18 protein-coding genes are annotated in these 24,923 nt (G+C 72.2%); 8 read left to right on the plus strand and 10 right to left on the minus strand.

Features of this window, described 5'->3' with window-relative positions; translation table 11 throughout:
- Positions 1–11: 11 nt before the first annotated feature.
- From nrfD to fdh, 3 genes are read right to left on the minus strand one after another with little or no spacing between them, the layout of a single operon-like run.
- Positions 12–1,061 carry an NrfD/PsrC family molybdoenzyme membrane anchor subunit gene (gene nrfD / locus KHP12_RS00120; RefSeq protein WP_210608727.1) on the minus strand — a complete coding sequence of 350 codons (1,050 nt, stop codon included), beginning with the start codon at positions 1,059–1,061 and terminating at the stop codon, positions 12–14.
- Complete coding sequence (locus KHP12_RS00125; RefSeq protein ID WP_211831202.1) at positions 1,061–2,080, minus strand: 4Fe-4S dicluster domain-containing protein; 1,020 nt, start codon at positions 2,078–2,080, stop codon at positions 1,061–1,063. Before KHP12_RS00125 ends, nrfD begins: the two co-directional genes overlap by 1 nt.
- The gene (gene fdh / locus KHP12_RS00130) at positions 2,077–5,340 is read right to left on the minus strand and encodes a formate dehydrogenase (protein WP_211831203.1); all 3,264 of its coding nucleotides are present in this window, start codon (positions 5,338–5,340) and stop codon (positions 2,077–2,079) included. Before fdh ends, KHP12_RS00125 begins: the two co-directional genes overlap by 4 nt.
- Positions 5,341–5,463: 123 nt before the next feature.
- Between fdh and KHP12_RS00135 the strand changes: the two genes are divergently transcribed.
- A complete protein-coding gene (locus KHP12_RS00135; protein WP_244202703.1) occupies positions 5,464–6,135 on the plus strand; it encodes a DUF429 domain-containing protein in 672 nt (223 codons plus the stop codon).
- Between the two features lie 111 nt (positions 6,136–6,246).
- On the opposite strand, the gene KHP12_RS00140 is transcribed toward KHP12_RS00135, so the two are convergent.
- Complete coding sequence (locus KHP12_RS00140) at positions 6,247–7,404, minus strand: transglycosylase family protein (protein WP_210608726.1); 1,158 nt, start codon at positions 7,402–7,404, stop codon at positions 6,247–6,249.
- A gap of 1,660 nt (positions 7,405–9,064) precedes the next feature.
- Here KHP12_RS00140 and KHP12_RS00145 point away from each other — a divergent pair.
- On the plus strand, positions 9,065–9,895 hold the full coding sequence (locus KHP12_RS00145; RefSeq protein ID WP_211831204.1) for an MOSC domain-containing protein: 831 nt from the start codon (positions 9,065–9,067) through the stop codon (positions 9,893–9,895).
- Between the two features lie 4 nt (positions 9,896–9,899).
- Here the strand turns inward: KHP12_RS00145 and KHP12_RS00150 are convergent, their stop codons facing one another.
- Both KHP12_RS00150 and KHP12_RS00155 read right to left on the minus strand, forming a co-directional pair.
- Positions 9,900–10,310: an SRPBCC family protein gene (locus tag KHP12_RS00150; protein ID WP_086884092.1), complete on the minus strand. Its 411-nt coding sequence runs from the start codon at positions 10,308–10,310 to the stop codon at positions 9,900–9,902.
- A gap of 75 nt (positions 10,311–10,385) precedes the next feature.
- Entirely contained in the window at positions 10,386–11,399 is a 1,014-nt protein-coding gene (locus KHP12_RS00155; protein WP_086884091.1) for an Lrp/AsnC family transcriptional regulator, read from the minus strand.
- Between the two features lie 93 nt (positions 11,400–11,492).
- On the opposite strand from KHP12_RS00155, the gene KHP12_RS00160 reads away from it, so the two are divergent.
- Both KHP12_RS00160 and KHP12_RS00165 read left to right on the plus strand, forming a co-directional pair.
- A complete protein-coding gene (locus tag KHP12_RS00160) occupies positions 11,493–13,148 on the plus strand; it encodes an AbgT family transporter (RefSeq protein ID WP_208653149.1) in 1,656 nt (551 codons plus the stop codon).
- Positions 13,149–13,197: 49 nt separating this feature from the next.
- Complete coding sequence (locus KHP12_RS00165; RefSeq protein WP_211831205.1) at positions 13,198–14,352, plus strand: M20 family metallopeptidase; 1,155 nt, start codon at positions 13,198–13,200, stop codon at positions 14,350–14,352.
- A 60-nt stretch (positions 14,353–14,412) separates the two neighbouring features.
- Here KHP12_RS00165 and KHP12_RS00170 read toward each other — a convergent pair whose 3' ends face one another.
- Positions 14,413–14,649, minus strand: coding sequence for a DUF397 domain-containing protein (locus KHP12_RS00170; RefSeq protein ID WP_086884243.1), 237 nt, complete (start codon positions 14,647–14,649; stop codon positions 14,413–14,415).
- Between the two features lie 5 nt (positions 14,650–14,654).
- Positions 14,655–15,515: a Sco1979 family transcriptional regulator gene (locus KHP12_RS00175; protein ID WP_037957377.1), complete on the minus strand. Its 861-nt coding sequence runs from the start codon at positions 15,513–15,515 to the stop codon at positions 14,655–14,657.
- Between the two features lie 213 nt (positions 15,516–15,728).
- Between KHP12_RS00175 and KHP12_RS00180 the strand changes: the two genes are divergently transcribed.
- Positions 15,729–16,199 carry a hypothetical protein gene (locus KHP12_RS00180; protein ID WP_037957378.1) on the plus strand — a complete coding sequence of 157 codons (471 nt, stop codon included), beginning with the start codon at positions 15,729–15,731 and terminating at the stop codon, positions 16,197–16,199.
- Between the two features lie 19 nt (positions 16,200–16,218).
- Here the strand turns inward: KHP12_RS00180 and KHP12_RS00185 are convergent, their stop codons facing one another.
- Both KHP12_RS00185 and KHP12_RS00190 read right to left on the minus strand, forming a co-directional pair.
- Entirely contained in the window at positions 16,219–18,183 is a 1,965-nt protein-coding gene (locus KHP12_RS00185) for a pyridoxal phosphate-dependent aminotransferase (protein WP_167442663.1), read from the minus strand.
- 234 nt (positions 18,184–18,417) lie between these two features.
- Positions 18,418–20,718 carry an ATP-binding protein gene (locus tag KHP12_RS00190; RefSeq protein ID WP_308016715.1) on the minus strand — a complete coding sequence of 767 codons (2,301 nt, stop codon included), beginning with the start codon at positions 20,716–20,718 and terminating at the stop codon, positions 18,418–18,420.
- 366 nt (positions 20,719–21,084) lie between these two features.
- Between KHP12_RS00190 and KHP12_RS50315 the strand changes: the two genes are divergently transcribed.
- The 3 genes from KHP12_RS50315 (at position 21,085) to KHP12_RS00200 (ending at position 24,915) form a co-directional block, all read left to right on the plus strand.
- Positions 21,085–21,279 (plus strand): DUF5999 family protein, encoded by a 195-nt coding sequence (locus tag KHP12_RS50315; RefSeq protein WP_245009811.1) that lies wholly within the window; start codon positions 21,085–21,087, stop codon positions 21,277–21,279.
- Positions 21,276–21,779, plus strand: a complete 504-nt coding sequence (locus KHP12_RS00195; RefSeq protein ID WP_210608725.1) for an ATP-binding protein — start codon at positions 21,276–21,278, stop codon at positions 21,777–21,779. Before KHP12_RS50315 ends, KHP12_RS00195 begins: the two co-directional genes overlap by 4 nt.
- Positions 21,780–22,014: 235 nt before the next feature.
- The gene (locus tag KHP12_RS00200) at positions 22,015–24,915 is read left to right on the plus strand and encodes a helix-turn-helix transcriptional regulator (protein WP_211831207.1); all 2,901 of its coding nucleotides are present in this window, start codon (positions 22,015–22,017) and stop codon (positions 24,913–24,915) included.
- The last annotated feature ends 8 nt before the right edge of the window (positions 24,916–24,923 follow it).

Consider the following 24,923-nt stretch of genomic DNA (forward strand, 5'->3'; position numbering starts at 1 on the left):
CTGGCGGCGGGTCAGTCGTCCTCCGACTGCTCCCGCCGCGCTTCGAGCCGTTCCCGCTGGGGCAGAACCGTGTACTTCGGGTCCTCCGCCGACCGCATCCCGGCGTGGAACACACCGAAACGGGTGCACGCTGAGGCCGCCAGCAGGGCGACGCCGCTGAGGGCCGCGGCGGGGCGGCTACGGCGGCCGAGGAGGGCGCCGCCGAGCGCGCCCGCCACCGAAAGCGCCTCGGCGGCGCGCATCAGCTTGCCCGCCCGGCCCTCGCGGTAGGTCTCGGCGACCACCCCGAGTCGCCGTTCCATGGCCTTGAGAGCGGCGGTCTCCACCGCCGTGCCGAGCAGCGCCACGCCCCGCGCCGGGGCGTTCTCGGCGACCGGCGAGGCCAGCAGGGCCATACCGCTCGCCGCCATGGCGGCCGAGCCGACGAAGAGATACGGCAGCTCGCGATGGCCGTCGTGCCATGCCGGGACGGCCGTGTCGGCGGCCAGCACCGCCGTGTACGAGGCCACCGCGGGACCCAGCAGCGCCGCCCCCACCGTGGCCGCCCGGCCGGCGCGCGGCAGCCGCCCGGTCAGGTCCGAGGCGGCGGCCGCCCCGGCCATCGGGCCGTAGGCCGCCAGCAGCCATGAGCCCATGCTCATCGGCGAGGTGGGCTTGAAGACCCGCAGCATATTGGCGAATCGCCCGGGGCGCCCGAGGTCATGGATCAGGGCGGCGGTGGAGCCGGTCAGGGCGGCGATCGAGGACACCTTGAGCGCGCGGGCCATGACCGGACGGCCGGTCAGTTCGGCGCCCGCCGCGAGCACCGACCCGGCGCCCGCGAGCCCGCCGAGGAAGAAGTAGCCCGCGATGTCCAGGGGCCGCCAGGTGGGCGGATTGAGCACCGGCCGCCCGTAGTAGGAGGTGAACTCCGCCCGGGGGACCATCGACTGCTCGCCCCTGCGGCCCCTCCCGCCCTTGCGGCCGCGTCGCTTGCCGTCCCCCATCCCCTTGCCGACCTGCGCGTCCCGGCCCGGCCGGGCGCCGCGGACGCCGTTCCGGGTGACATCCGACTCGCTCATCAGCGCCTCCTTCCGGTACGGCGCCCGCTCACGCCGGCCTGGGCCGCGAACACGGCGGCCACGCCGCCGAGCAGGGACAGGGCCGCGGTGCCCGCGTGCCGCCACATCGAGGGCAGATCCCGGGTCGTGACGACCGGGTCCGGCGGCAGCCCGTACACCTCCGGCTCGTCCAGCAGCAGGAAGAAGGCACCGTCGCCGCCGACGCCGTCCTCCGGATCGTGTCCGTACAGCCGCGCGTCCTCCACCCCCACCCGGTGCAGCTCCTCGACCCGGGCGGCGGCGCGCTCGCGCAGCTCGTCCAGGGGGCCGAACTGGATGGAGTCGGTCGGGCACGCCTTCGCGCACGCGGGTTCCTGGCCCGCGCCCAGCCGGTCGTAGCACAGGGTGCACTTATGGGCCCCGCCGTCCTCGGGCCGTACGTCGATGACCCCGTACGGACAGGCGGGGACGCAGTAGCCGCAGCCGTTGCAGACGTCGTCCTGGACCACCACGGTGCCGAACTCGGTGCGGAACAGCGCACCGGTCGGACACACGTCCAGGCACGCCGCGTGGGTGCAGTGCTTGCACACGTCCGAGGACATCAGCCACCGCAGCCCGTGCTGCCCGCCGTCGGACGGGGACGCCGGGGAGGTCGGGGTGATCGCCGCCTCCTCGACCGGGGTCCCGGAGCCCTGCGCCGCGAGGGCCAGCACATCGACATCCCCGTGGTCGACCCCCGTCTCGGCCCGGCCCAGCGGCTTGTTCTGCTCGATGAAGGCCACATGGCGCCAGGTGGAGCCGGAGAGGCCCTGGGTGTTGTCGAACGACATGCCGGTGAAGTCCAGCCCGTCCTCCGGGACGGCGTTCCACTCCTTGCACGCCACTTCGCACGCCTTGCAGCCGATGCACACCGAGGTGTCGGTGAAGAAGCCGACCCGGGGCGGATGGTCCTCGTGCCCGGCGTCCCCGGCGACATCCGGTTCGGCTCCGGCGAGCAGATTGCGGCCGATCAGCGATGAGCGCTTCGAGGTGTCGGTCATCCCCGCACCTCCGTTCCGATCCGCACCGTGATGCCGGCGCGCCGCCGGTAGTCCTCGAGCAGGGCGGTCAGTTCCGGGCCGCGGGGGCGGCGGCCGGGACGGATGTCGGCGCTCAGCGCCTTCACCTCCTGGATGTGGACATTCGGATCGAGGGCGATGGCGGTCAGTTCATTGGCGGCGTCCCCGCGGGTGTAGCCATTGGGACCCCAGTGGTACGGCAGCCCGATCTGATGCACCGTGCGGCCCCCGGCCCTGATCGGGGACATCCGCTCGGTGACCATCACCCGGGCCTCGATCACCCCGCGCGCGCTGATCAGCGTCGCCCAGCCGGTGTGCTCCAGATGCCGCTCAGCGGCCAGCTCGGGGGAGACCTCACAGAAGAACTCCGGCTGGAGCTCGGCCAGATACGGCGTCCAGCGGCTCATCCCGCCCGCCGTGAAGTGCTCGGTGAGCCGATAGGTGGTGATCATGTACGGGAACACCTCGCTGCCCGGCTCGCCCCCGCTGGGGTGGAAGGCGTTGTGCTCATCGGAGATCACTTCCCGGACCGGGTTGCGCTGCTGCTCCGGATAGAGGGGATTGCGCACCGGCGAGTCCTGCGGCTCGTAGTGCGTCGGCATCGGACCGTCCACCAGCCCGGCCGGGGCGTACAGCCACCCCTTGCCGTCGGCCTGCATGATGAACGGATCCACTCCGCTGAGCGCGTCCGGGCCCCGGGCGTCCTCGGGCGGCCGGTAGGACGGCGCCCGGTCGGGGATGAAGTCCGGGATGTCATGGCCGGTCCACCGTTTCTGGTCGGCGTCCCACCACACCAGCGCCTTGCGCTCGCTCCACGGCTTGCCGTCCGGGTCGGCCGAGGCGCGGTTGTAGAGGATGCGGCGGTTGGCGGGCCAGGCCCAGGCCCATTCGGCGGCGATCCAGTCCTGCTCGGTGTGCGGTGTGCGGCGGGCGGCCTGGTTGACGCCGTCGGCGTACACCCCGCAGTAGATCCAGCAGCCGCAGGAGGTGGAGCCGTCGTCCTTCAGCTGGGTGTACGCGCTGAGCGGCTTGCCGCGCGCGTCCCGGCCGTTGATCTCGGCCAGGATCGCCTCGGCGCTGGGCTCGTCCTGCGGGCCCTCGGTGGGATAGGACCAGGCCAGGTCCTGGACGGCCCGGTCCATCGGGTCGGTGGAGTCCTTCAGCCGCTCCTTGATCCGACGCCCCAGGTGGTACATGAACCACAGATCGCTGCGCGCCTCGCCGTCCGGCTCCTTGGCGGCGAAATGCCACTGGAGCATCCGGTTGGTGTTGGTGAAGGAGCCGGACTTCTCGGTGTGCGCGGCGGCGGGGAAGAAGAACACCTCGGTGGCGATGTCCTCGGTGCGCAGCTCGCCGGTCTCGATCTCCGGGCCGTCCTTCCACCAGGTGGCGGACTCGATGAGGGAGAAGTCCCGGACCACCAGCCAGTCCAGGTTGGCCATGCCCAGCCGCTGCATCTTGGTGTTGGCCGAGCCCACGGCGGGGTTCTCGCCCATCAGGAAGTAGCCCTTGCAGACTCCGTCCAGCATCTCCCGCACGGTGTGGTAGGTGCTGTGGGAGCCGGTCAGCCGGGGCAGATGGCCGAAGCAGTAGTCGTTGTCGGCGTGCGCGGCGTCGCCGAAGTACGCCTTGAGCAGGCTGACGACATAGGAGCGCATCTCGCCCCAGAAGCCCTTCTCGGTCTTCACGGCCTCGACGAAGGTGTCCAGGTCCTCGTGGGCGTGGGCGTGCGGCATCGGGATGTAGCCGGGGAGCACGTTGAACAGAGTGGGGATGTCGCTGGAGCCCTGGATGCTGGCGTGGCCGCGCAGCGCCTGGATGCCGCCGCCGGGGCGGCCGATGTTGCCGAGCAGCAGCTGGAGGATGCTCGCGGTGCGGATGTACTGGGCGCCCACGGTGTGCTGGGTCCAGCCCACGGCGTACACGAACTCCGAGGTGCGGTCCGGGCCGGAGTTCTCCACCAGCGCGCGGCACACCTCCAGGAAGGTGTCCTGGGGAATCCCGCAGGTCCTCTCGACCATCTCGGGTGTGTAGCGGGAGAAGTGGCGCTTGAGGATCTGATAGACGCAGCGCGGATGTCGCAGGGTCCGGTCGGTGGGGACATCCGCGGCGGCGGGCGCGCCGCCGGAGCCGTGGGATTCGGAGAAGGCGGCGGTCGACAGGGACGCGCCGCGCCGGGTGCGGTCCTCGTACAGCTCGTCGGGCGCGCCCTGCGGGGCCTGGACCTCGGCGCCCTCGTAGGCCCAGGTGGAAATGTCGTAGTGGCCGGTCTCCGGGTCGAGACCGGAGAAGATCCCGGCCAGGTCCTCGGTGTCCTCGAACTCCTCGCCGACGATGCTTGCCGCGTTGGTGTACTCCAGGACGTAGTCGCGGAAGTCGTGGCCGCCGGTCAGGACGTGGTTGATGATGCCGCCGAGGAAGGCGATGTCGGTGCCGGCCCGGATGGGTACGTACAGATCGGCCAGCGCGCTGGTGCGGCTGAAGCGCGGATCGACATGGATGACCTTCGCGCCGCGCGCCTTGGCCTCCATCACCCACTGGAAGCCCACGGGATGGGCCTCGGCGAAGTTGGAGCCCTCGATCACGATGCAGTCCGCGTTCTGGAGGTCCTGGAGAAAGGTGGTGGCGCCACCGCGGCCGAAGGAGGTGCCGAGCCCGGCCACGGTCGAGGAGTGGCAGACCCGGGCCTGGTTCTCCACCTGGATCACCCCGAGCCCGGTCAGCAACTTCTTGATGAGGTAGTTCTCCTCGTTGTCCAGGGTGGCGCCGCCGAGGCTGGCGATCCCCATGGTGCGGTTGACGTCGACCCCGTCCCGCTTCCACTGCCAGCCCTCGCGGCGGGTGCGGATCACCCGCTCGACGACCATGTCCATCGCGGTGTCCAGGTCCAGCCGCTCCCAATCGGTGCCGTACGGGCGGCGGTAGAGCACCTCGTGGCGCCGGGAATCGCCGGTGGTCAGCTGGAGGGACGCCGAGCCCTTGGGGCACAGCCGGCCGCGGCTGACCGGTGAGTCCGGGTCGCCCTCGATCTGCACCACCCGGTCGTCCCGCACATAGACGTTCTGGGCGCACCCCACCGCGCAGTACGGGCACACCGACTTGACCACCTTGTCGGCCGTGACGGTGCGGGGGCGCTGTTCACGGGTGGCGGCCGAGGTGGTGGCGGCGCCGCGGCCGAGCGGGTCGTTCCCGGTCAGCTGGCGGTAGACAGGCCAATCCTGGATCCATGTGCGTACGCCCATCGCCGTCCTTTCCTGCCGGTCGGCCCCGTACCGGCTCATCCGCGTGGTCGGATACGGCGCATGGGTTCCCGTCGCGATACTTTTCACACTCCGCCCGCACCCGGATGCGCCGAATCGCCCGTCGTGGGGGTGGACGCCTGCCGCACCGGCTGGGTGGCCGTGACCCTGGACGAGGAGGGCCGCTTCGCCGGGGCCGACACCGCCGAGGCGCTCGGCGAGCTGCTCGGCCGGGTTCCGGACGCCGCCGTGGTGGCGGTCGACATGCCGCTGGGGCTGCTGGAGCAGGGCTGGCGCGAGGCCGACGCCCTGGCCACCGCGATGGTGGCCCCGCACCGCTCCCGGGTCTTCTCCGTACCGCCGCGCGAGGTCTGGGAGGCGGACGGCTACGACGCCGCCAACGAGGTGTGCCGGCGGGTGGTCGAGAAGGGGCTGAGCCGTCAGTCGTGGGGGCTGGCCGCGAAGCTGCGCGAGGCCAACGCCTGCCGCGACGGGGGCGACCACCGGCTGTACGAGGTCCATCCCGAGGTCTCCTTCGCCGCCCTCGGCGAGGGGCGGCCCGTGCCCTGGAGCAAGAAGAGCTGGAACGGCCAGGCCGTGCGCCGTCGGCTGCTGGAGGACCAGGGCATCGTCCTGCCCGACGACCTCGGACCGGCCGGGCGGGTGCCGCCCGACGACGTCCTGGACGCCGCGGCGGCGGCCTGGAGCGCGCGGCGCATCGCGCTCCGGGCCGCCCGGAGCCTGCCCGATCCGCCTCAGACGACGGAGACCGGGCTCCCCGTCGCGATCTGGTACTGAGCGGTCCGCGCGCGGATGGCGGGAGGCCGCCCGAGCCGTGCCTCGGGCGGCCTCCCCTTTCCCACCCCTCGGAGATGGACCATGCGGACGCGATGCGTCCGGTGTGCGGCGTCAGACGCTGACGCCGTGGGAGCGCAGATAGGCCAGCGGGTCGATGTCGGACCCGTAGCGCGGGCCGGTGCGGACCTCGAAGTGGAGATGCGGTCCGGTGGCGTTCCCGGTGCTGCCGGACCGGGCGATCCGGTGGCCCGCCTGGACCGACTGCCCGGTGCGGACCGTCAGCGCCGACAGGTGCGCGTAGTGGGTGTAGAGCCCGTCGGCGTGGCGGATGATCACCTGGTAGCCGAAGGCACCGCCCCACCCGGCCGCCACCACGGTGCCCGGGGCGGCCGCGCGCACGGAGGTGCCGATGGGCACCGCGAAGTCCACGCCGGTGTGATGGCCGCTGGCCCACCGCGAGCCGCGGACGCCGTACCCCGCGCTGACCGGCCCGCTGACCGGGGCCATATGCGGGCGGGCCGCCGTCTTGCGGACCGCCGTGTGGCTCGAGATCGCCGAGGCGCGCCGGCGGGGCGCCGCCTTGTGCGGATGCCGGGAGCCCGCGGGCAGGGTCAGCCGCTGCCCCGGGTGGATCAGATCCGGGTTCGGTCCGACGGTCCCGCGGTTGGCGTGGTACAGCGCCTTCCAGCCGCCCCTGACCGACGCACGCGTGGCGATGCGGGAGAGTGTGTCGCCGCGGACGACCGCGTAGGAGCCGGAGGCCGCCGCGCGCCGGGCGGTGTGCTGCCGGGCCCGGGACTTCGCGGCGGACTTGGCCGACTTCTTGGGCTTCGCCGGGTGCTGGGCGCGGGGGTGGGCGTTCTGGCTCGTCACCGCGGCGGGTGGCCCGGACCGGGTCAGCCGGCTGCGGACGGAGCACACCGGCCATGCGCCGGGGCCCTGTTTGCGCAGCACCGCCTCCGCCACGGTGATCTGCTGGGCCTTGGACGCCAGATCGGCCCGCGCGGCGTAGGCGGTGCCGCCGAACGCCGCCCAGGTGTGCTGGGAGAACTGCAGTCCGCCGTAGTAGCCGTTGCCGGTGTTGATGTGCCAGTTGCCCCCGCTCTCGCACTTGGCGACCCGGTTCCAGGTGTCGACCGAGGCCGCGTGGGCGGCGCCGGTGCCGAGGAGCGGCAGGACGATGCCGACACCACCCGCGGTGAGCGCCGCGCACAGCGGCGAGACCCGGCTGGGCGATGCGGGGCGTCGGTGACTTCCTCGTACGGCCATGAGGCTGGTTCCTCTCCACAACGGCTCTCGACGTCGCCCTCCGGAGGACCCGGCGGGCTGTCACGAGTACCGCAGCCCGGCCCCGCCGGTCACAAGGCGCAGGGGGCCTCATGGACCGTCGCGCGCCGCCCGGTGCCACCCCGGAATCGGTTGACGCCCCCTCAGTTGTGCGGTGGGAGGCGCATGGAGGGCCGGGGGCGCACGGCCGCCGGCGGGGCGGGAGCGGCGGGCAGGGGACGGGCGCGGGTGATCACGCGCCGCCGGACGTCCTCGTACGGCGGGAAATGATTCTCCGGGGCGCCGGACGGGCCGGACGCTATTCCGTCGGATTGGTTTCCGGGTGATCGGTGACCGATCTCGGACGGCGATCCGGGTGAATTGCCGCCGGGGCGCGGGAGGTTGAAGACCGGACGAGCGGCGGGCGGCTCAATACGGCGTCCGGTGCGGGCCGGACGCACGGCGCGGGATCTTCCCCGGCGCTATTGCCTCACCGCCCGGTCAAGATCGGCCGCTTGGCGGGCGGGCCCGAGCGGGCGGCCGTAACCGCGCGGCACCGCGCTGGAACCGGCCGTTCCGGTCCCCTCTCCGGCATCCGGGGAATGCCGGGGAGAGGAGGAGAGGAAGGGGAGAGCGGGAGACGGCGGGAGGGGCGGGAAATAGGACGGCCTTGCGGTGGGGCGGGGAAGTGGGGGACGCGTGAGCGAACGCGCCGGAGGTGCCCGGCGGAGTTCTCCAGGGTGCGGCGGGAGACTGAAACGTATCGACGGGGCCCGCCGCCGACCGTGGCGTTCAGGCCCGGGGCCGGCCGGGAGCGGACGCGGCCCGGGCGACGACACGGCGAGGAGGCGGAGGGGAGACGGCTGGGCGACCGCCTCGTCTTGGGTCGCTCGCCTCCGAGCGCTCTGATCCGGTGCCGACACTCCTCGTCGACGGTCGCTCGTTCCTCGCTCCCTGCTCCTCGTCGCTTTCGGCACCGGCGCGCCCTACGGCTCGCTCCCGAGGGCACCGGGTGCGGAACCCGGGCCCGACTCGTATGCCCGCTCGCCCCCGTATGGCCCGCGGAACAGGAGAAGCCGCTTGCGCGCCTGGCCAACTCATGGGCCATGGAACGGACTTGACTCGGCGTTTACCGTATCTCTTGTCGGGCATCGCCTCGCCGACCGGCCGTGCGCCCGGCAGTTCTCCGAAAAGGGCCGGTCGTCATGGCGGTGGGGAACTGGCGGAGAATCACGCCGCCCGTGTATAGCGGGAACCGCGCCGCCGCGCATATCATTGCCTCACATCGACTTCCTCCCTTCCGGCCGCTCGCGGGAGCGGCCCCGGAATAATCACCCTTCACCCCGCCTGTCCGGGACCCCGGGCGGCGCCGGGGGCCGCGCTTTTCCCGCGGCCTCGTCCGCCGCTCCCTGGAAACGGTTCGTTTTGGGTCCCCGCCGACGGGAGGCGCGGCGCGCCTACGGCGCATGCGAGTGGTCACCGGCCGCGCGCGGTGGGTCATTCGGCCTACTCGGCGTTACGCCCTGCCGCTGGACGCCGGGCCGGGGGCGCATGGCGCAGCCGGGCCGTGCCATGAAACGCCGGTCGGGCACCGGGCGATGCGGAATGAGCGCCTCGATCGGCCGCTCGAAGACGCCGCCACCTCCTGGGGTAAGGTGCCCACGTGGCCACCGTTGTCGAGCTGACCTGCTATCCCATCAAGGGCTGTGCGGGCGTCTCCCTGTCCGAGGCGCTGCTGACGGAGGCGGGTCTGCGACACGACCGCAGCTTCATGGTCATCGGCGAGGACGGAGAGTGCCGCACTCAGCGGCGGGATCCCCGGCTCGCCGTCATCCGCCCCGCCATCGACCCGCACGGCACCCGGCTCACCCTGTCCGCACCCGGCGAGGACGAGGTGGCCATCGACATCGACACCACCTCCGCCCGGCGCGAGGTCACCGTGTTCGACACGCCCTATCGCGGCATCGACCAGGGCGAGGACGCCGCCACGTGGCTTTCCCGGTTCCTGGGCGCGCCGAGCAGGCTGGTGCGGGTGCCCCCGGAGCACGACCGGGTGACCGACGGATGGATCCCCGGCACCTGTGGCTACGCCGACAGCGCCGCGGTGCACATCGTCTCCCGGGCCAGCCTGGACGGGCTGAACGAGCGGATCGCCGAGGCGGGCGGCGCGGAACTGCCGATGAACCGCTTCCGCCCCGGCATCGTGATCGGCGGATGGGACGAACCCCATCAGGAGGACCGGGTCCGCAGGATGGCCATCGGCGGAGCCGAGCTGGGCTTCGCCAAACACACCGCCCGGTGCGTCGTGACGACGGTCGATCAGAGCGAGGGCGTCAAGGCGGGCCCCGAACCGCTGCGCACCATGGCCGGCTACCGGCGCGGCCCCGGCGGCGCCACCCTGTTCGGCTGCCAGTTCTCCGTGGTCCGCGCCGGAAAACTGGCCGTGGGCGACGAAGTGGACGTCGTCGAGTGGGACGGGCCGCCGGGGGAGTGACCGGTCAGACCGACGCGAGCACCTTGGCGAAGGCGTCCAGCAGCCGGGCGGCACCCTCCTCGGCCTGGGCGCACTGCTCCTGCGGCGGGGCCGGCTGCCGGAGCACCACCCGGGTCCGGCCGCCGTCCAGATCGGCGAAGGTGGCGGTCATCTCCATCGCGCCCTGCGGCAGGTCCAGCGTCCACACCAGCCGCTCCCGGCCGACCACCTCGCGGTAGACACCGCGCATCGGCATCTCGCCCGCGGGCGTGGCGACGGTCGCCCTCCAGGCACCACCCGGCCGGACGTCGAGGTCGACGGACTCGGGTGCGGCGCCGAACCAGCGGGCGAAGTACTCCGGCTCGGTCCACACCCGCCACACCGTCTCGCGCGGTGCGTCCAGGTCCCGGCTGATGGTGATCTCGTCGCTGCTCATGGTGTCTCCTCGGTGAGCGGGGGAGGGAAGGCGCCGCCCCCTGTCTCACCCTCAGACCGGCGCACCGCGCGGAACTCATCGGTCCTGGCCCAGCAGCCTTCCGTCCGCGCGGCCGATCCAGTACCGGCGCAGCACATCGAGGACCACCGACACCTCGCAGGCGGTGATGCCGGGAAGCGTCGCCAGATCGCGGGTGAGCAGCTCGGCCAGGCCGTCCTCGTCCCGGAACACCCCGTGGTGGATCACCGAGGAGGTGCCCGCCACGATCGAGACGTAGCGCGCCGAGGGATGCCGGGCCAGCGCGTCGGCCACTTCCTGGATGGCCCCGGGCGCGGCATGCAGCTCGATCACGACCTCCAGCGGATGGCCGAGCAGCGCCGGTTCGATCTCCACGCGGGGCCGCACCAGCCCGCGCTGGAGGAGTGACTGGGTCAGCCGGTAGGCGGTGGACCGGTTGATGCCGAGCCCGCGCGCCACATCGGCGGCGCTCGCCCGGCCGTCCCGGCGCAGCAGCTCCATGGCCCGCAGCTCGTCGTCGCCGAACCCGGTGACGGCCGTGGGCTCCTCCACCGGATCGGCGACCTCCCGCAACGCCCGCACCTGGGCGTCGTCCAGCCGCCGCAGCCGCCAGGAGTCGGACTTCGCCGTCGCCCGCAGCACCAGCTCGGTATGGGCGGACCGCACACCGGGGACGGACGGGATCCGTGTCGTCAGCAGCTCACGCGCCCGGTCGCGCCGGGTGGCGTGCAGGGAGCAGTAGACATCCGCGCGGCCCGTGGTCGTGGCGACGAACGGGATCTCGGGCAGCTCGGACAGCTGCCGCGCCACCTCCCACGCCTGCCCCGGGGCCGTGGCCACCCAGATGTGCATCGGGTTGCCCTCGGCCAGCATCGGCCACTCCACCTGCCCGATCACCCGCAGCAGCCGCTCCTCCGCGAGCCGGGCCAGTCGGCGGCCGACGGTGCTGGCGGAGCTGCCGAGCACCTCGGCCAGCGCGCTCAGCGGTGCCCTCGGCGCCACTTGCAGGGCGGCCACCAGATCGAGGTCGGCGTCGTCGAGCACCGGTGGGGTGGGGGGAACGGCTGCCATGCGTACGAATCTATCGTGCGATTGGTGTTCCAGGCGTGAATCATTCTTGCGTAACAAGTCTTTTACTTGCCTCATTCCGTCATGCCTTCTCTAATGGACGACCACTACTGCGTCGTCGACGAAGGAGTGCGGACGGTGAGTTCCAACGACACCACGACCACACCCGACAACACCCCCGGCAAACCGCCTCCCGACGCGCCCGGGGACTCCTCGGCCGCGCTGTCCGCACTGCTCCGGGTGCTCGGCGCCGTCGAGCGAGCGGGCAACAGACTTCCCCACCCCTTCTGGCTGTTCGCGATCCTCAGCGCCTTCCTCGCGCTGATCAGCTGGGGCCTCGCCACCGCGGACGTCTCCGCGGTCGATCCGGCGGGGGACAAGACCGTGGCGGTGCGCAGCCTGATCTCGGTCGACGGCGTGCGGTCGATGATCAACGACGCGATCACCAACTACGCCACCTTCCCACCGCTCGGCACCATCCTGGTCGTCATGCTGGGTGTCGCCGTCGCCGACCGGTCGGGGCTGCTCGCCGCGATGCTGCGGGCCGGTGTCGCCAAGGTCCCGGCGCGCTGGATGACCTTCGCGCTGGCCTTCACCGCGATGGTCGCCCACATCGCGTCCGACGCCGCCTATGTGGCGCTGGTCCCCCTCGGCGGGCTGGCCTTCCGGGCCGTCGGACGCAGTCCGCTGCTGGGGATCGTGGTCGCCTTCGTCGGCGTATCGGCCGGCTATGACGCCAGCCCGCTGATCACCCCGATGGACGCGGTGCTGTCCGGGCTGACCACGGCGGCCGCGCACACCGTGGACCCCGGCTATGTCGTCACCCCGCTGTCCAACTACTTCTTCTCCCTCGCCTCCTCGGTGGTGCTGGCCGCCGTGATCACCTTCGTCACCGAGAAGGTGCTGGTGAAGCGGGTGGCGGCACTTCCGCCCGAGCCCGAGGACGAGACCGGGGAGACGGACGGGGAAGCCACCGGGGACGTCGAGCTCGCCCTGGCACCCGAGGAGCGCCGCGGACTGCGCCGCGCCGCCGTCGCCCTCGTCGTCTACCTCGCGGTGATCGTGGTGGCGATGATCCCCACCGGGTCACCGCTGCGCGGCGAGGGCGGCAGCATCGTCGAATCGCCCGTGCTCTCCGGAATCGCCGTGGTGCTCGGACTGCTCTTCGCCCTCCTCGGCGCGGTCTACGGGCGGGCGGCCGGCACCGTCCGCGGCGGCCGTGACATCCCGGACTTCATGGCACAGGGCATGCGGGAGATGGCCCCCATCCTGGTGCTGTTCTTCGCCATCTCCCAGTTCCTCGCCTACTTCAAGTGGACCGGTGTCGGCCAGGTGGTCGCCATCCGTGGCGCCGATCTGCTCAAGGACCTCGGGGTCACCGGCCCGGTCGCCTTCCTCGGCATCGTGGTGGTGTGCACGGTGATCAATCTGGCGATGACCAGCGGCTCGGCCATGTGGGCGCTGGTGGCCCCGGTCTTCGTGCCGATGCTCATGCTGCTGCACATCCCCCCGGAGGCCACCCAGGCCGTCTACCGCATCGCCGACTCCTGCACCAACGCCATCACCCCGATGAGCGCCTACTTCGTCATGGCGCTCGGCTTCCTCCAGCGCTACCGCCGGTCCGCCGGAATCGGCACCCTCGCCTCACTGACCCTGCCGCTGTCCGTGGCCATGCTGGTGGCCTGGACCCTGCTGTTCTACGTCTGGTGGGCGCTGGGCATTCCGCTCGGCCCCGGCGCGCCCGTCCGCTGATCCCCAGCCGCTCCCTCACCCCGCCACCCCCGGGAAGGATCCTCATCGCATGACCCCCTCCGACCTCGCCGCCGCCACCGCCCAGGCGCTGCCCGAGATGATCGAAGACCTACGGACACTGGTGGAGCTGGAGACGCCGAGCAACGACAAGCGGCTGCTGGACGCGGGACTCGCCACGATCAGCGGCTGGATCGTCGACCGGCTCGGCGAGCCGGACGGAACCGAGCGCCACGACTGCGGACCGCAGGGCGATGTGCTCGCCCTGACCTATCGCGGCACGGCCCCCGGCACCGTGCTGATGCTGTGCCACTACGACACGGTGTGGCCGGCCGGAACGCTCGCCGAATGGCCCTTCGAGGTCGAGGACGGCCGGGCGAGCGGCCCCGGTGTCTTCGATATGAAGACGGGCCTGGTGCAGGCCGTGTGGACCCTGCGGCTGCTGCGCGAGCTGGAGCTTCCCCACCCCTCGGTGCGGCTGCTGCTCAACGGCGACGAGGAGATCGGCAGCCCCGCCTCCCGCCGCCATATCGAGCGGCTCAGCGAGGACGTCCTGGCCACGCTGGTCTTCGAGGCGTCGCTGGACGGGGCGCTCAAGACCTCCCGCAAGGGCGTCGGGCTGTTCGATGTGACGGCCCACGGCATCGAATCGCATGCGGGTCTCGACCCGTTCGCGGGCGCGAGCGCCATCCACGCGCTGGCCGAGGTGGTCCCGCAGATCGCCGCGCTCAGCGCCCCGGAGCGGGGGACCACGGTGAACGTGGGGCTGATCAGCGGGGGCACGGGACGCAATGTGATCGCCGCGCGGGCGAGTTGCGGTATCGACGTCCGGATCGCCGCACCGGAGGAGATGAAGCGGATCGACGCGGCGCTGCACGCCCTTACCCCCTCCGACCAGCGGGTGCGGCTGACCGTCACCGGTGAGTGGAACCGTCCCCCGATGGTCCCGGGCGATCCGTCCCGCCGACTGTTCGAGCGGGCCCACGCGATCGCCGCGGAACACGGATGGGAGCTGGAGGAGACCGCGGTCGGCGGTGCCAGCGACGGCAACTTCGTCTCCGCGCTCGGCCGTCCGGTCCTCGACGGGCTCGGTGCCCTCGGCTCCGGCGCCCACGCCCGCCACGAACACACCGTGCTCGCCCCGATCCCGGCCCGTACCGCGCTGACCATCGGTCTGCTGCGGGCACTGGCGGCCGACGCCACGTAGCGGCACACCGACGCCACGCCGACGCCGACGGCCACCGGCCGTCGGCGCACGGGGGCCGCGTCAGCAGACGAGGAAGTCCGCCTCGCCCGCCTTGGCGCCCTGGATGAACGCGATGATCTCGCTGCGGGTGTAGATCAGCGCCGGACCGTCCGGATCGGTCGACTGACGGATCGCGACCCGGCCGTCGTCCAGCTTCATGGCTTCGACGCAGTTGCCGCCGTTGCCACCGCTCCACGGCTTCTGCCAGCCCTCACCGCCGAGGTCGCTCGCGCGCATGCCGTTGTGAATGCGATCCATTCCGATCAGAGCTCCTTGCGGAAATCCTGGAGGATTTCCTTTGTGCGTCGTGCGGTTGCCGCCTGGGCCGCCATGCGGTCCATGGCCTCCAGATGGGAGGCCACCTCGATGCGCTCATCCAGGTAGACGGCGCCGGTCAGGTACTCGACGTAGACCATGTCCGGCAGTTCGGGTACAGCGAAGCGGAAGAGGACGAAGGGCCCATAGGTGCCCGGATGGTGCCCGGAGGTGAACTCCGAGATCTGTAGCGTGATGTGCGGCATCTCCACGGCCTCCAGCAGCCGGTCGACCTGCTGCCGCATCACCGCCGCCGAACCCACCTGCCGGCGCAGCACCGTCTCGTCCATCACCACCCACAGCCGGGGCGGATCCCGCCGGGTGAGCAGGGACTGCCGCTCCATGCGCAGTGCCACATGGCGCTCCGCCTGCCGGGGACCGGCCTGGCCGACGGCACCGGTCTGCATGACCGCGCGGGCGTAGTCCTCGGTCTGGAGCAGCCCGGGCACGAAGTGCGGCTCGTACGCCCGGATCATCTCGGCCGCGCCCTCCAGGCTGACGTGGACGCTGAACCAGTCCGGCAGGATGTCGTGGAACCGCTGCCACCAGCCCGGCTTGTTGGCCTCCTCGGTCAGGGTGATGAACGAATCGAGCTCCTCACCGGTGACCCCGTAGGCGTCCAGCAGCAGCTGCACATACGGGACCTTCAGCGCGACCTCGGCGGTCTCCATGCGGCGGATGGTGGCGGGCGCCACCCGCAGCACCCTGGCCGCCTCGTCCCGCTTGAATCCCGTCTTCTCCCGCAGATCCTGGAGCCTCTTGCCGAGGACGACCTGGCCCACGGTCGGGGCCGACCGCGGTTCGCTCACCTGAATCCCTCCCTGACCCTCCCCAACGCTGATGTTCGCAGTGTGCCATGGCCAGTGCGGAACGGACACATTGCACTGACGACTCTGCACAATTCAGAGTGAGCCTTGCCAAGTGTCCCCGGCGGTGCGCATAGTTGCGGCATGATCCCGTTACCGTGCTCCGCCGCGGCGACCGCAGGCACCATCGGCCCGACCTCTGTGAAGTGCCCCTAGATGACGTACGCCTTCGCCGGTGCGCTGACCGGCCTCGTCCGTGGCCGGTTCGGCCGGCGGGGATTCCGTGCGGTGTCCGGCCGCCACCGCCTTCAACTGCCCTCGAGGCTGCGGACGGACCGGGCCTACGACGCGGTGGGGATCGCCGAGCGGCACGGCCCCGGGGTGATGGCCCTGCTGCCCCGGGCGGGATGTGTGCTCACCGGCGCCGGGTGCTGGTGGTGGATCGTGCCGCCCCATTCGGACGTCGGCGTCGACTGGCCCGCACCGGCCGTCTACGCGGTCGGCGCCATGGTGACCGGCCCGCCCGGGCGGCGGACCGGTCCCACGGGGAGTGCGGAGCCCGATGTGGTGCACTGGCCGGACGACGGGGAGCCGTACACCCATCCCCTGCTGCTGCATATCGCGGTCTGCGCGGCGGCCGGGGTCTCCCCGGCCTGGCCGTGCGACGACCGGCTGCGCCGGGCATGACCTCGGCGGCGGGGCCCGGTCATGCGGTCGAGTCGTCCTGGAGGTACGCCGCGGGGCGTGGATAGCGCTTCATCGCCGGGGTCTGGCCGGTCGGGTCGTCCTCCTGCTCGCTGAGGGGAACGACCGGGGCCGCTGCCGCCGCGGCCCTCAGCTCGGCGGGGTCGTAGGTCATGGCCTGCGTCCGCTCCATCGGCGACGGCTCGGGTATTCCGGTGTCCTGCTGCCCGTAGACCGGGATCTGGTCGACCGTCGTCTCCTCGGGCCGGGTCTGGACGTACGCAGCCGTCCCCTGCCCCTGGGCGCCCTGGACCTGGACCATTGCCATCTGGGAGGTCTGCGCCTGGACGCCCTGGTACTGCGCGCTCTGCGGCTGGGGCGCCATCTGCATCAACGGCGCCTGGCCCTGCGGCGCCTGGCTCTGGGCCGGCTGCGACGGCGGGGCCTGGAACTGCTGCGCAGGCACCTGCTGCGGGATCTGCGGCTGCGGGGCCTGGACCATCTGGGGCTGCGGCAGCGCGGCCGGGGCCTGGTACAGGGGCGGCTGGGCCGGGGGAGTGGCGACATACGCGGGCGACAGCTCCGGGAGCGGCTGCTGCTGGACGTACCCCGGCGCGGCGCCCGCGCCGGCGCCCGCGAAGGACGCCTGCCCGTACGGATCGCCGGAGACGCCCTGCGGGGCCGGAAGCGCGGCCGCGGAGTACATGGGCTGGGGCTCCTGCGCCATCGGCGCCGCGGGCAGCTGGGGCGGCTGCTGGTAGGAGTAGTCCATGAACTGCGCCTGCGAGGTGCTGGATCCCAGGGCCCCCATGGCCCCCGAGGACCCCGCGTATCCCGAGGGCAGCGACGGCTGCTGGTCCCAGCCGACCTGCGGGGCGTAGAAGGACGTCCCGTACAGCACCGTGCTCAGCCCGGTCAGCAGTCGCTGCACATCCGGCTGGGAACGCACCACCAACCGCATGAACTGGCTGCTGCTGCCCAGCTTGTTGCCGCATTCGCGCACCAGCACTCCGTGCTGGGACAGCAGTTGGTCGCGGACCCAGCCGCCGTCCGTCCCGGCCGGCAGCTTGACGAAGACGAAGTTGCCCTGGGAGGGGAAGACCGTCATCCCGGGCAGCCCGGCCAGCTGGGTGGTCATCTGCTGCCGGTCGCGGCTGATCATGCGCAGGCTCTCCACGTACTCCTGCCGGTACCGCTTCAGCATGAAGACGATGACCTCGGCGAAGGAGTTGAGGTTCCACTTCGGCAGCCGGGAGCGGATCTGCACGGCGAGCGACGGATTGGCCACCAGATAGCCGAAGCGGACCCCGTGGAGCCCGAAGTTCTTGCCGAGGCTGCGCAGCACGATCACATTCGGGCGCAGGATGGCCTCGTCCACGACGCTGGGATACGCCTCGGCGTCCGCGAACTCCAGGAAGGACTCGTCGATCACGATCAGATCGAGGTCGGCCAGGGCGTCCATGATGCCGATGAGGGCCTGGCGGGACACCAGCCCGCCGTCGGGGTTGTTGGGATTGCAGATGACGGCGACCCGGGAGCCCCGGGAGCGTACGAAGTTGACGAAGGCGTTGGGGTCGAGTGCGAATCCGCTCATTTCCGGGAGCTGGAACATATCGACCCGTTTGCCGGTCTCCATCGGCTGGTCGGTCCAGCGGCCGAAGGTGGGAATCGGCACCGCCAGGCTTTCCTTCACCAGCAGGTGGTCGATCCAGGTGATGAGCTCGGTCGAGCCGTTGCCCATCGCCATGGTCTGCGGCTGTAGCCCGAGCACATCGGCCAGTTCGGCGGTGATGGTCTCCGCGGAGCTCGGGTAGTAGGTGAGGATGTCCCGCAGCCTCACCGCCATCACGGCGAACATCGCGGGGGTGGGGAAGTACGGATTGCAGGGGATGCAGAAGTCCACGAGCTCCTGTCCGCCACCCGTGACCCCGGCGCGGTTGAGCGCGAAGAACGACGGGCTGTGGGCGGTGCCACGGAAAAGCTCCATGGCATCACCGGTATTGCCGACTGCGGCAACAGTCACGGCGGGACCTCCTCGGTCGCATGAGCCGCGTCGACGCACTGACACGGCCGTTGCGGCTCGTCCCTCGAGCCTGACGCATGATCTCTCGAAGCCGGGGCGGGCGAGGATTTTCGTGGGGGTTGTGAAAACTTCCGGGACACCTGCTCCGGTCTCGAATAGAATTCCGCCCCTTGCCCCTTGAGAATGTCGGCACGGCCTTCAGACCGTATCCTCCGGCGGGCGTTCGCCATCGGCCTCGGTGGTGCGGTGCTGTTCCGCTACCCAGACCGCCACCTGCGCACGCGAGGTGAAACCCAGCTTGCTCAAAATGTGCTCAATATGGCCCTCGGCCGTGCGCTGGGCGATGACCAGGGACGAGGCGATCTCCTTGTTGCTGAGCCCCTGCGCGACCAGCCGCGCGATTTCGGACTCCCGGGGCGTCAGCGGCGACGGCCGCCCGCCCGCCGCCTCGCCGCTGGGCAGTTCGTCCTCCAGCGCGTACTCCAGCGCCTCGGCGTAGGACAGCCGGGCGCCCTGTTTGCACGCCGCGTTGAAGGCCGCTTTGCCCAGGGCCCGCCGCACCGCGGCCTCGCACTCCTCGTGGTAGTGGACGAGGTGCCCGTAGCCGGAGAGCGGGGCGCCGATGGCGTGCCAGAGGGTCCTCAGGGCGCCGAGCAGCCGGGCCGCCCGTGAGTGGTCCTGTTCGGTGGCCGCGATCCAGGCCAGCACCTCGAGGTTGACCCCGACGCCCAGCGGGTCGTCCAGCGAGCGGTTGAACGTGAGGCTCTCCTTCTCCAGGGCGGCCGCCCTGGCGGTGTCGCCCTGGCGCCAGACGTCCACGCCGAGCGCCATCATCGTGTAGGCCCGGTGCCAGCCCTCCCCGTACGCGTCGCACACCTCGAGCGACTCCTCGCCCAGGGCGATCGCGCGCGGCGAGTCGCCGATGAAGGAGTGGGCGAGCGAGAGCCGGATGAGCGCCAGCGCCAGCCCCACCGGATCGCCGGTCGCGCGATGGCGGGCCACGGCCTCCTCGTAGAGGGCGATCGCGGACCGGGTCTCGCCCCGGTACATGGCGACCATGCCGGAGTAGAGCGCGGCGTAGGCGAGCACCGGCGCCAGGTCCAGCCGGGTGCCGAGGGACCGGCTCTCCTCGAGCATGGCCGCGGCGGCGTCGGTGTCGGACTGGATGACGGCCAGCCAGCTGTTGGTCCACAGGGCCCGTGCCCGTGACCCGTCGGGTTCGGTGCACAGCGCGAGGGCCTGGTCCAGCCAGCGGCGGCCCTCGCCGAGGTAGTAGCTGGTGATCCAGTGGTAGAGCAGATCGGCGGCCATGTCGAGGCCGCATACGGTCTGCTCGGACTCGGCCAGGCAGCCCTCCAGGGCGGTGCGCAGATTGGCGTGCTCCAGGTGGAGCCGGGTGAACCACTGCACCTGGGCCGGTCCGAAGAGCGCCGCCCGCGCGTCCGCGGCGAGCCCGCGGTAGTAGTCGCGGTGGCGCCGCAGCCGTACGGCCTCCTCCCCGGAGGCGGCCAGCCGCTCACGGCCGTACTGGCGCAGCGTGTCCAGCATCCGGTAGCGCACCGCCGTCGGGTGCTCCTCCCTGAGCAGCACCGACTTGTCCACCAGCTCGGTCACCAGGTCCAGGATCTCCGCGCGGTCGATGCCCTCGTCCGAGCAGACCGCCTCGGCCGCCTCCAGGTCCAGGCTTCCGGCGAACACCGAGACCCGGGCCCACAGCAGCCGCTCCCGCTCGGTGCACAGCTCATAGCTCCAGTCGATCAGCGCCCGCAGCGTCTGGTGGCGGGGGAGGACCGTGCGGGAGCCGGTGGTGAGCAGCCGGAACCGGTCGTCGAGCCGGTCCAGCAGCTGCTGGACGGACAGGGCACGCAGCCGTACGACCGCGAGCTCGATGCCCAGCGGGATGCCGTCGAGCCGGCGGCAGATCAGCTCCACCTCGTCCCGGTTGTCCTCGCTGAGCTCGAACCCGGGCACGATGGCCGCGGCCCGCTCGACGAACAGCCGTACCGCGTCCCACCGGGCGAGCGTCGCCAGCGACGGCCGCGGCCCCCCGGGGTCCGGCAGCCCCAGGGTGGGCACGGCCAGGCTCTGCTCACCGGCGGTGCCCAGCGCCTGACGGCTGGTGGCCAGCAGCCGCAGCCGGGGGGCCGCGCGCAGCAGCCGGTCGGCGAGCCGGGCGCACTCCTCCAGCAGGTGTTCGCAGTTGTCGAGGACGATCAGGGCCTGCCGGTCCCGCAGATGGTCGACGAGGATATCCATCGCCGGGCGGGAGGAGTGGTCGCGTATCTCCAGCGCCTCGGTGACTCCCTGGGCGAGCAGCGTGGGGTTGTCCAGATCGGCGAGTTCGGCCAGCCAGACCCCGTCGGGGAAGGCGCGGCGCGCCTCGTCCGCGACCCGCAGCGCCAGCCGGGTCTTCCCGACCCCGCCGACCCCGATGAGGGTGACCAGGCGGGACGCGGACAGCATCCGCTTGACCTCGGCCGCCTCGTGCCGACGTCCCACGAAACTCGTCACCTCGGCCGGCAGCCTCACTGTCTGCCGCCCGGTCGGGGCGCCTGTCGCCACCGCACCCATCGATGCCTCGCACCGGCCTCGGGCGGGCGGGACCTGTGCCCGCGCGGACCCGAAGCCCTGTTTCCAGGCTATGCCCGGGCCGGGGGCCGCCGCATGCACCCCGGGCGGGCGCCGGGCCGGGGTCACCGAGGGTGAGTGGCGGCCGCCCGGCCGTGACCACCCGGCGGGGGAGGGGAACGGGACGGGTACCGATGCGGGGAGATCTCCCCTCGCCGCGTCCGGCCGCGCAGGACCAGGATGGTGGTCTCGGTGAGTTCCGCCGCCTCCTATGGCGGAAGATCGAAGGTTCGGACCATGTGCCTCCATCAACCCCAATGTCCTCCCGCCGACGCACCGGATCACGATTCGGCGCGCTCGGTGGCCTCCCACCCCGAGCAGGGATGGAGCCTGCTCTGCAACGGCGTGGTGATCTTCGCGGACACGGGTGAGATCCTTCCCGACGGGCGTGCCATCCCCGCCCCCCGGACCAGCCCCGACCCGTCAGCATGAACGCCGCCACCCTCACCCCCGCGCACGGCTCCCCGATGAGCACCGAGCGCCGCCCTGACACGCGGCCCCCGGCCACCAGCGGCGGGACGTCCTGGCTGCTCCCCTCCGAGCCGTCCTCGGTGCCGACGGCCCGGCGGCTGGCGCTCGCCCAGCTGTCGGCGTGGACGCTGCACGACTTCGCCGACGACGCGGCACTGCTCGTCAGCGAGCTGGTCACCAATGCTTTGCGGCACGCGGGCGGACCCATCCGCCTGACGCTCTCGCTGTGCTCCGTCGACCGCGCCTTCCGCTGCGAGGTGGCGGACGAGGACCCCGGGCAGCCCCGGGTGCGCCGGGCGTGCGGCGATGACGAGAGCGGGCGCGGACTCCACCTGCTGGATCTGCTCTCCCGCTGCTGGGGATCCACCTGCACGGCGGCCGGCAAGGTCGTCTGGTTCGAGCTCCACCCGCCTGCCGTCGTCCTGGAGGCCGCCCTGGCGGCGGCCCGAACGACCCCGTGATCGTTCGCCGACGAAGGGAGATGCCATAGACGACTTCACGCCTCGTACCCACACAGTGATACCGAAAGGCCCGGAGACGGAATGGTGAAGGCCCTCACCACGCCTTCCGTCTCCGGGCTTCTGCTTGACGATTGATCGAGATTGATCGCCGTCATTGCGCTCGTGTAGCCTGCTGATCGCGGCAGCAGCACACTTTTCCGATAATTCTTCGTATTTTGTGGCTCGAGGAGGCTGCGTGGTGGACCGGAAAACGGATTCCGGTTTACCCGGCGCGCTGGTCGGGCGCACCGCCGAACTCGCCGCGTTGACCGCCCACGCGGAGGCCGCCCACAGCGCCCGCTCCGGTCTGGTGGTCCTGTCCGGTCCGGCCGGGATCGGCAAGACGAGCCTGCTGCGCGCCTTCCTCGACAGCGACGCCTGCCGGAAGATGACCGTGCTGCACGGCGCCTGCGGTGAAGTGGTGGCCGGCGCCGGATACGGCGGGGTGCGCGCACTCTTCGGAAGCCTCGGGCTCTCGGCCGAGGACGCCCAGGACTCCCCGCTGCTGCGCGGCAGCGCCCGCCGCGCCCTCCCCGCGCTCAGCCCCCGCCCCGGCGAGGAGGGGCCGCCCACGGCCGCCAGCGTCTACCCGGTGCTGCACGGCCTGTACTGGCTCGCCGCCAACCTGATGACCCAGGGCCCCCTCGTGCTCGTCCTGGACGATGTGCACTGGTGCGACGAGCGCTCCCTGCGCTGGATCGACTTCCTGCTGCGCCGGGCCGACCAGCTGCCGCTGCTGGTCGTGCTCGCCCAGCGCAGCGAGGTGGAACCGGTCGCCCCCGCGGCCCTTGCGGACATCCTCGCCCAGCCGCGTTCCGCGGTGATCCGCCTCGACCCGCTGACCGACGCCGAGGTGGCCGAAATGGCCCACCAGGTCTTCGCCGGCCCCGTCGCCCCCTCCTTCGCCGAGCGCGCCGCCGCCGTCTGCGGCGGCAACCCGCTGACCGTCACCCGGCTGTTGCGCGAGCTGCGGGCCAAGGGCGTGGCGCCCGACGAGAGCGGCATCCGCGAGATCGCCGAGGTCGGGAGCTACGTGGTCGCCCTGTCCGTGCGTGCCCTCTTCGACGCCCGGCCCGACTGGGTCCGGGACGTGGCCACCGCCATCGCGGTGCTCGGCGAGGAGGACGCGGAGCACATCGGCGCGCTGGCCGGAGTGCCCGCCGCCCGCGTCTCCGAGGCCGTGGAGCAGCTGCGCGAGGCCGAGGTGATGGCGCCGGACCGGGCGGACCTGGCCCATGACGTGCTGCGCTCCGCGGTGCTGGAGGCCGCGGGGGAGGAGCGGCTGGCCGAACTGCGCGCCAGGGCGGCCCTGCTGCTGAGCGACGCCGGACGGCCCGCCGAGGAGGTCGCCAACCAGGTGCTGCTGGTGCCCGGCACCCCCCAGCCGTGGATGGGCTGGGTGCTCCGGGAGGCCGCCGCCCAGGCCGAGCACCGCGGCGCCCCGGAGGCCGCCGCCCGCTATCTCTACCGGGTCCTGGAGGCGGAGCCGGACAGCCTGTCGGCCCATGTCCCGCTCGCCAAGGCGCTCGCGGAGATCAACCCCGCCGAGGCCGTCCGCCTGCTCAAGCGGGCGCTCACGCTGGCCACCGACATCCGCACCAAGGCGCCCATCGCCGTGCAGTTCGGCCTCACCTGCCTCACCGTCCAGCAGTCACCGGCCGCCGTACGGGTGCTCAGCGAGGTGCTCGACGAGCTCGAGGCCGAGCTGGGGCCCGACCCCGATCCGCGCGACCGCGAACTGCGCACCCTCGTCCAATCGACGCTGCTGATCAGCGGATCCGACGAGAAGGCCACGATCCACACGGTCCGGGAGCGCTTCGCGCGGATTCCCGAACCCGCCGGGGACACCCCCGCCCAGCGCCAGATGCTCGCCATAATGACGGTCCTGTCCGCGATGGAGGGCCGCTCGGTGCAGCGGGCGGTGGGGCAGGCCCGCCGCGCGCTGAGCTCCGCGGACCGGCTCGACAACTGGTCACTGCTCTTCTCCGCGTTCACCCTCGGCCTGGCCGACGAGATCGAGGAGTCGATGGAGGCCCTGGAGCACGCGCTGCGCCACGGCCAGGACAACGCCGCGGTGTGGTCGTATGTGATCACCCTGTCCTACCGCGCCCAACTGCTGCACGGCGTCGGCGCGATCCCGGACGCCCTCGCCGACGCCCAGACCGCCGTCGAGATCATCGGCGAGGAGCGCTGGAGCGCCAATGTGACCATGCCGCAGACCGCGCTGGCCACGATCCTGATCGACCGGGGCGAACCGGAGCGGGCCGAGGAGCTGCTGGCCGCCGTCACCCGGCCGAACCTGGACGGGTTCGTCATGGAGTACCACTCGTATCTCATGGCCCGCGCCCGGGCCCGCTGGGCGCTCGGCGACAGCGCCACCGCGCTGCGGCTGCTGCTCGACTGCGGCGCCTCGCTGGAGGAGTCCGGCTTCGCCAACCCGGTGTTCCTGCCCTGGTGGGCCGAGGCGGCCTGCCTGCTCGCGGCGGAGAAGCGGGCGGACGAGGCGCGGGACCTGGTCGAGCACGGCGCCGAGCTGGCCCGCCGCTGGAGCACCCCGCGCGCGCTCGGACTCGCCGCCCTCGCCCGCGGGGTGACCACCGCCGGCGAGGAGGGCATCGCCCAGCTCACCGAGGCGGTCGAGCACTTCTCCGGGTCGCCCGCCCGCTCCGAGTACGCCCGGGCCGAGTTTCTGCTCGGCGGGGCGCTGCTGGACGCGGGGCGGCCGCGCGAGGCCCGGGAGCGGCTGCGCTCGGCCGTCGACCTCGCGCAGGGCTGCGGCGCGCTCGCGCTCGCCAGGGACGCCCGCAGCCGGCTGGTGGCCGCGGGCGGCCGGATGCGCGAGATCACCGCCTCACCGGTCGATCTGCTCACCGGCACCGAGCGCAAGGTGGCCCAGATGGCCTCGCGCGGGGCGGGCAACCGCGAGATCGCCGAGTCGCTGTTCGTCACCGTACGGACCGTTGAGACCCATCTCACCAGCGTCTACCGGAAGCTGAGTGTCGGTCAGCGCGGGGAGCTGGCCTCGGTGCTGAACACGCCGCGACTTCCCGATCCACAGGCCCCCGCCTGGGTCTTCGCCTCACGCGGCCGGCGCTGACGCGCGCA

Source organism: Streptomyces asiaticus (assembly GCF_018138715.1).
GTDB classification, from domain to species: Bacteria; Actinomycetota; Actinomycetes; order Streptomycetales; family Streptomycetaceae; genus Streptomyces; species Streptomyces asiaticus.

What these genes read in the sequence shown, in the direction of transcription:
- KHP12_RS00170 (WP_086884243.1), bottom strand. Translation starts at nt 14,649, where the DNA reads ATGGATCGCATTCACAACGGCATGCGCGCGAGCGACCTCGGCGGTGAG.
- KHP12_RS00150 (WP_086884092.1), bottom strand. Translation starts at nt 10,310, where the DNA reads ATGAGCAGCGACGAGATCACCATCAGCCGGGACCTGGACGCACCGCGC.
- KHP12_RS00155 (WP_086884091.1), bottom strand. Translation starts at nt 11,399, where the DNA reads ATGGCAGCCGTTCCCCCCACCCCACCGGTGCTCGACGACGCCGACCTC.
- KHP12_RS50315 (WP_245009811.1), top strand. Translation starts at nt 21,085, where the DNA reads ATGTGCCTCCATCAACCCCAATGTCCTCCCGCCGACGCACCGGATCAC.
- KHP12_RS00185 (WP_167442663.1), bottom strand. Translation starts at nt 18,183, where the DNA reads ATGGAGCTTTTCCGTGGCACCGCCCACAGCCCGTCGTTCTTCGCGCTC.
- fdh (WP_211831203.1), bottom strand. Translation starts at nt 5,340, where the DNA reads ATGGGCGTACGCACATGGATCCAGGATTGGCCTGTCTACCGCCAGCTG.
- KHP12_RS00140 (WP_210608726.1), bottom strand. Translation starts at nt 7,404, where the DNA reads ATGGCCGTACGAGGAAGTCACCGACGCCCCGCATCGCCCAGCCGGGTC.
- KHP12_RS00125 (WP_211831202.1), bottom strand. Translation starts at nt 2,080, where the DNA reads ATGACCGACACCTCGAAGCGCTCATCGCTGATCGGCCGCAATCTGCTC.
- KHP12_RS00195 (WP_210608725.1), top strand. Translation starts at nt 21,276, where the DNA reads ATGAACGCCGCCACCCTCACCCCCGCGCACGGCTCCCCGATGAGCACC.
- KHP12_RS00180 (WP_037957378.1), top strand. Translation starts at nt 15,729, where the DNA reads ATGACGTACGCCTTCGCCGGTGCGCTGACCGGCCTCGTCCGTGGCCGG.
- KHP12_RS00160 (WP_208653149.1), top strand. Translation starts at nt 11,493, where the DNA reads ATGGACGACCACTACTGCGTCGTCGACGAAGGAGTGCGGACGGTGAGT.
- KHP12_RS00165 (WP_211831205.1), top strand. Translation starts at nt 13,198, where the DNA reads ATGACCCCCTCCGACCTCGCCGCCGCCACCGCCCAGGCGCTGCCCGAG.
- nrfD (WP_210608727.1), bottom strand. Translation starts at nt 1,061, where the DNA reads ATGAGCGAGTCGGATGTCACCCGGAACGGCGTCCGCGGCGCCCGGCCG.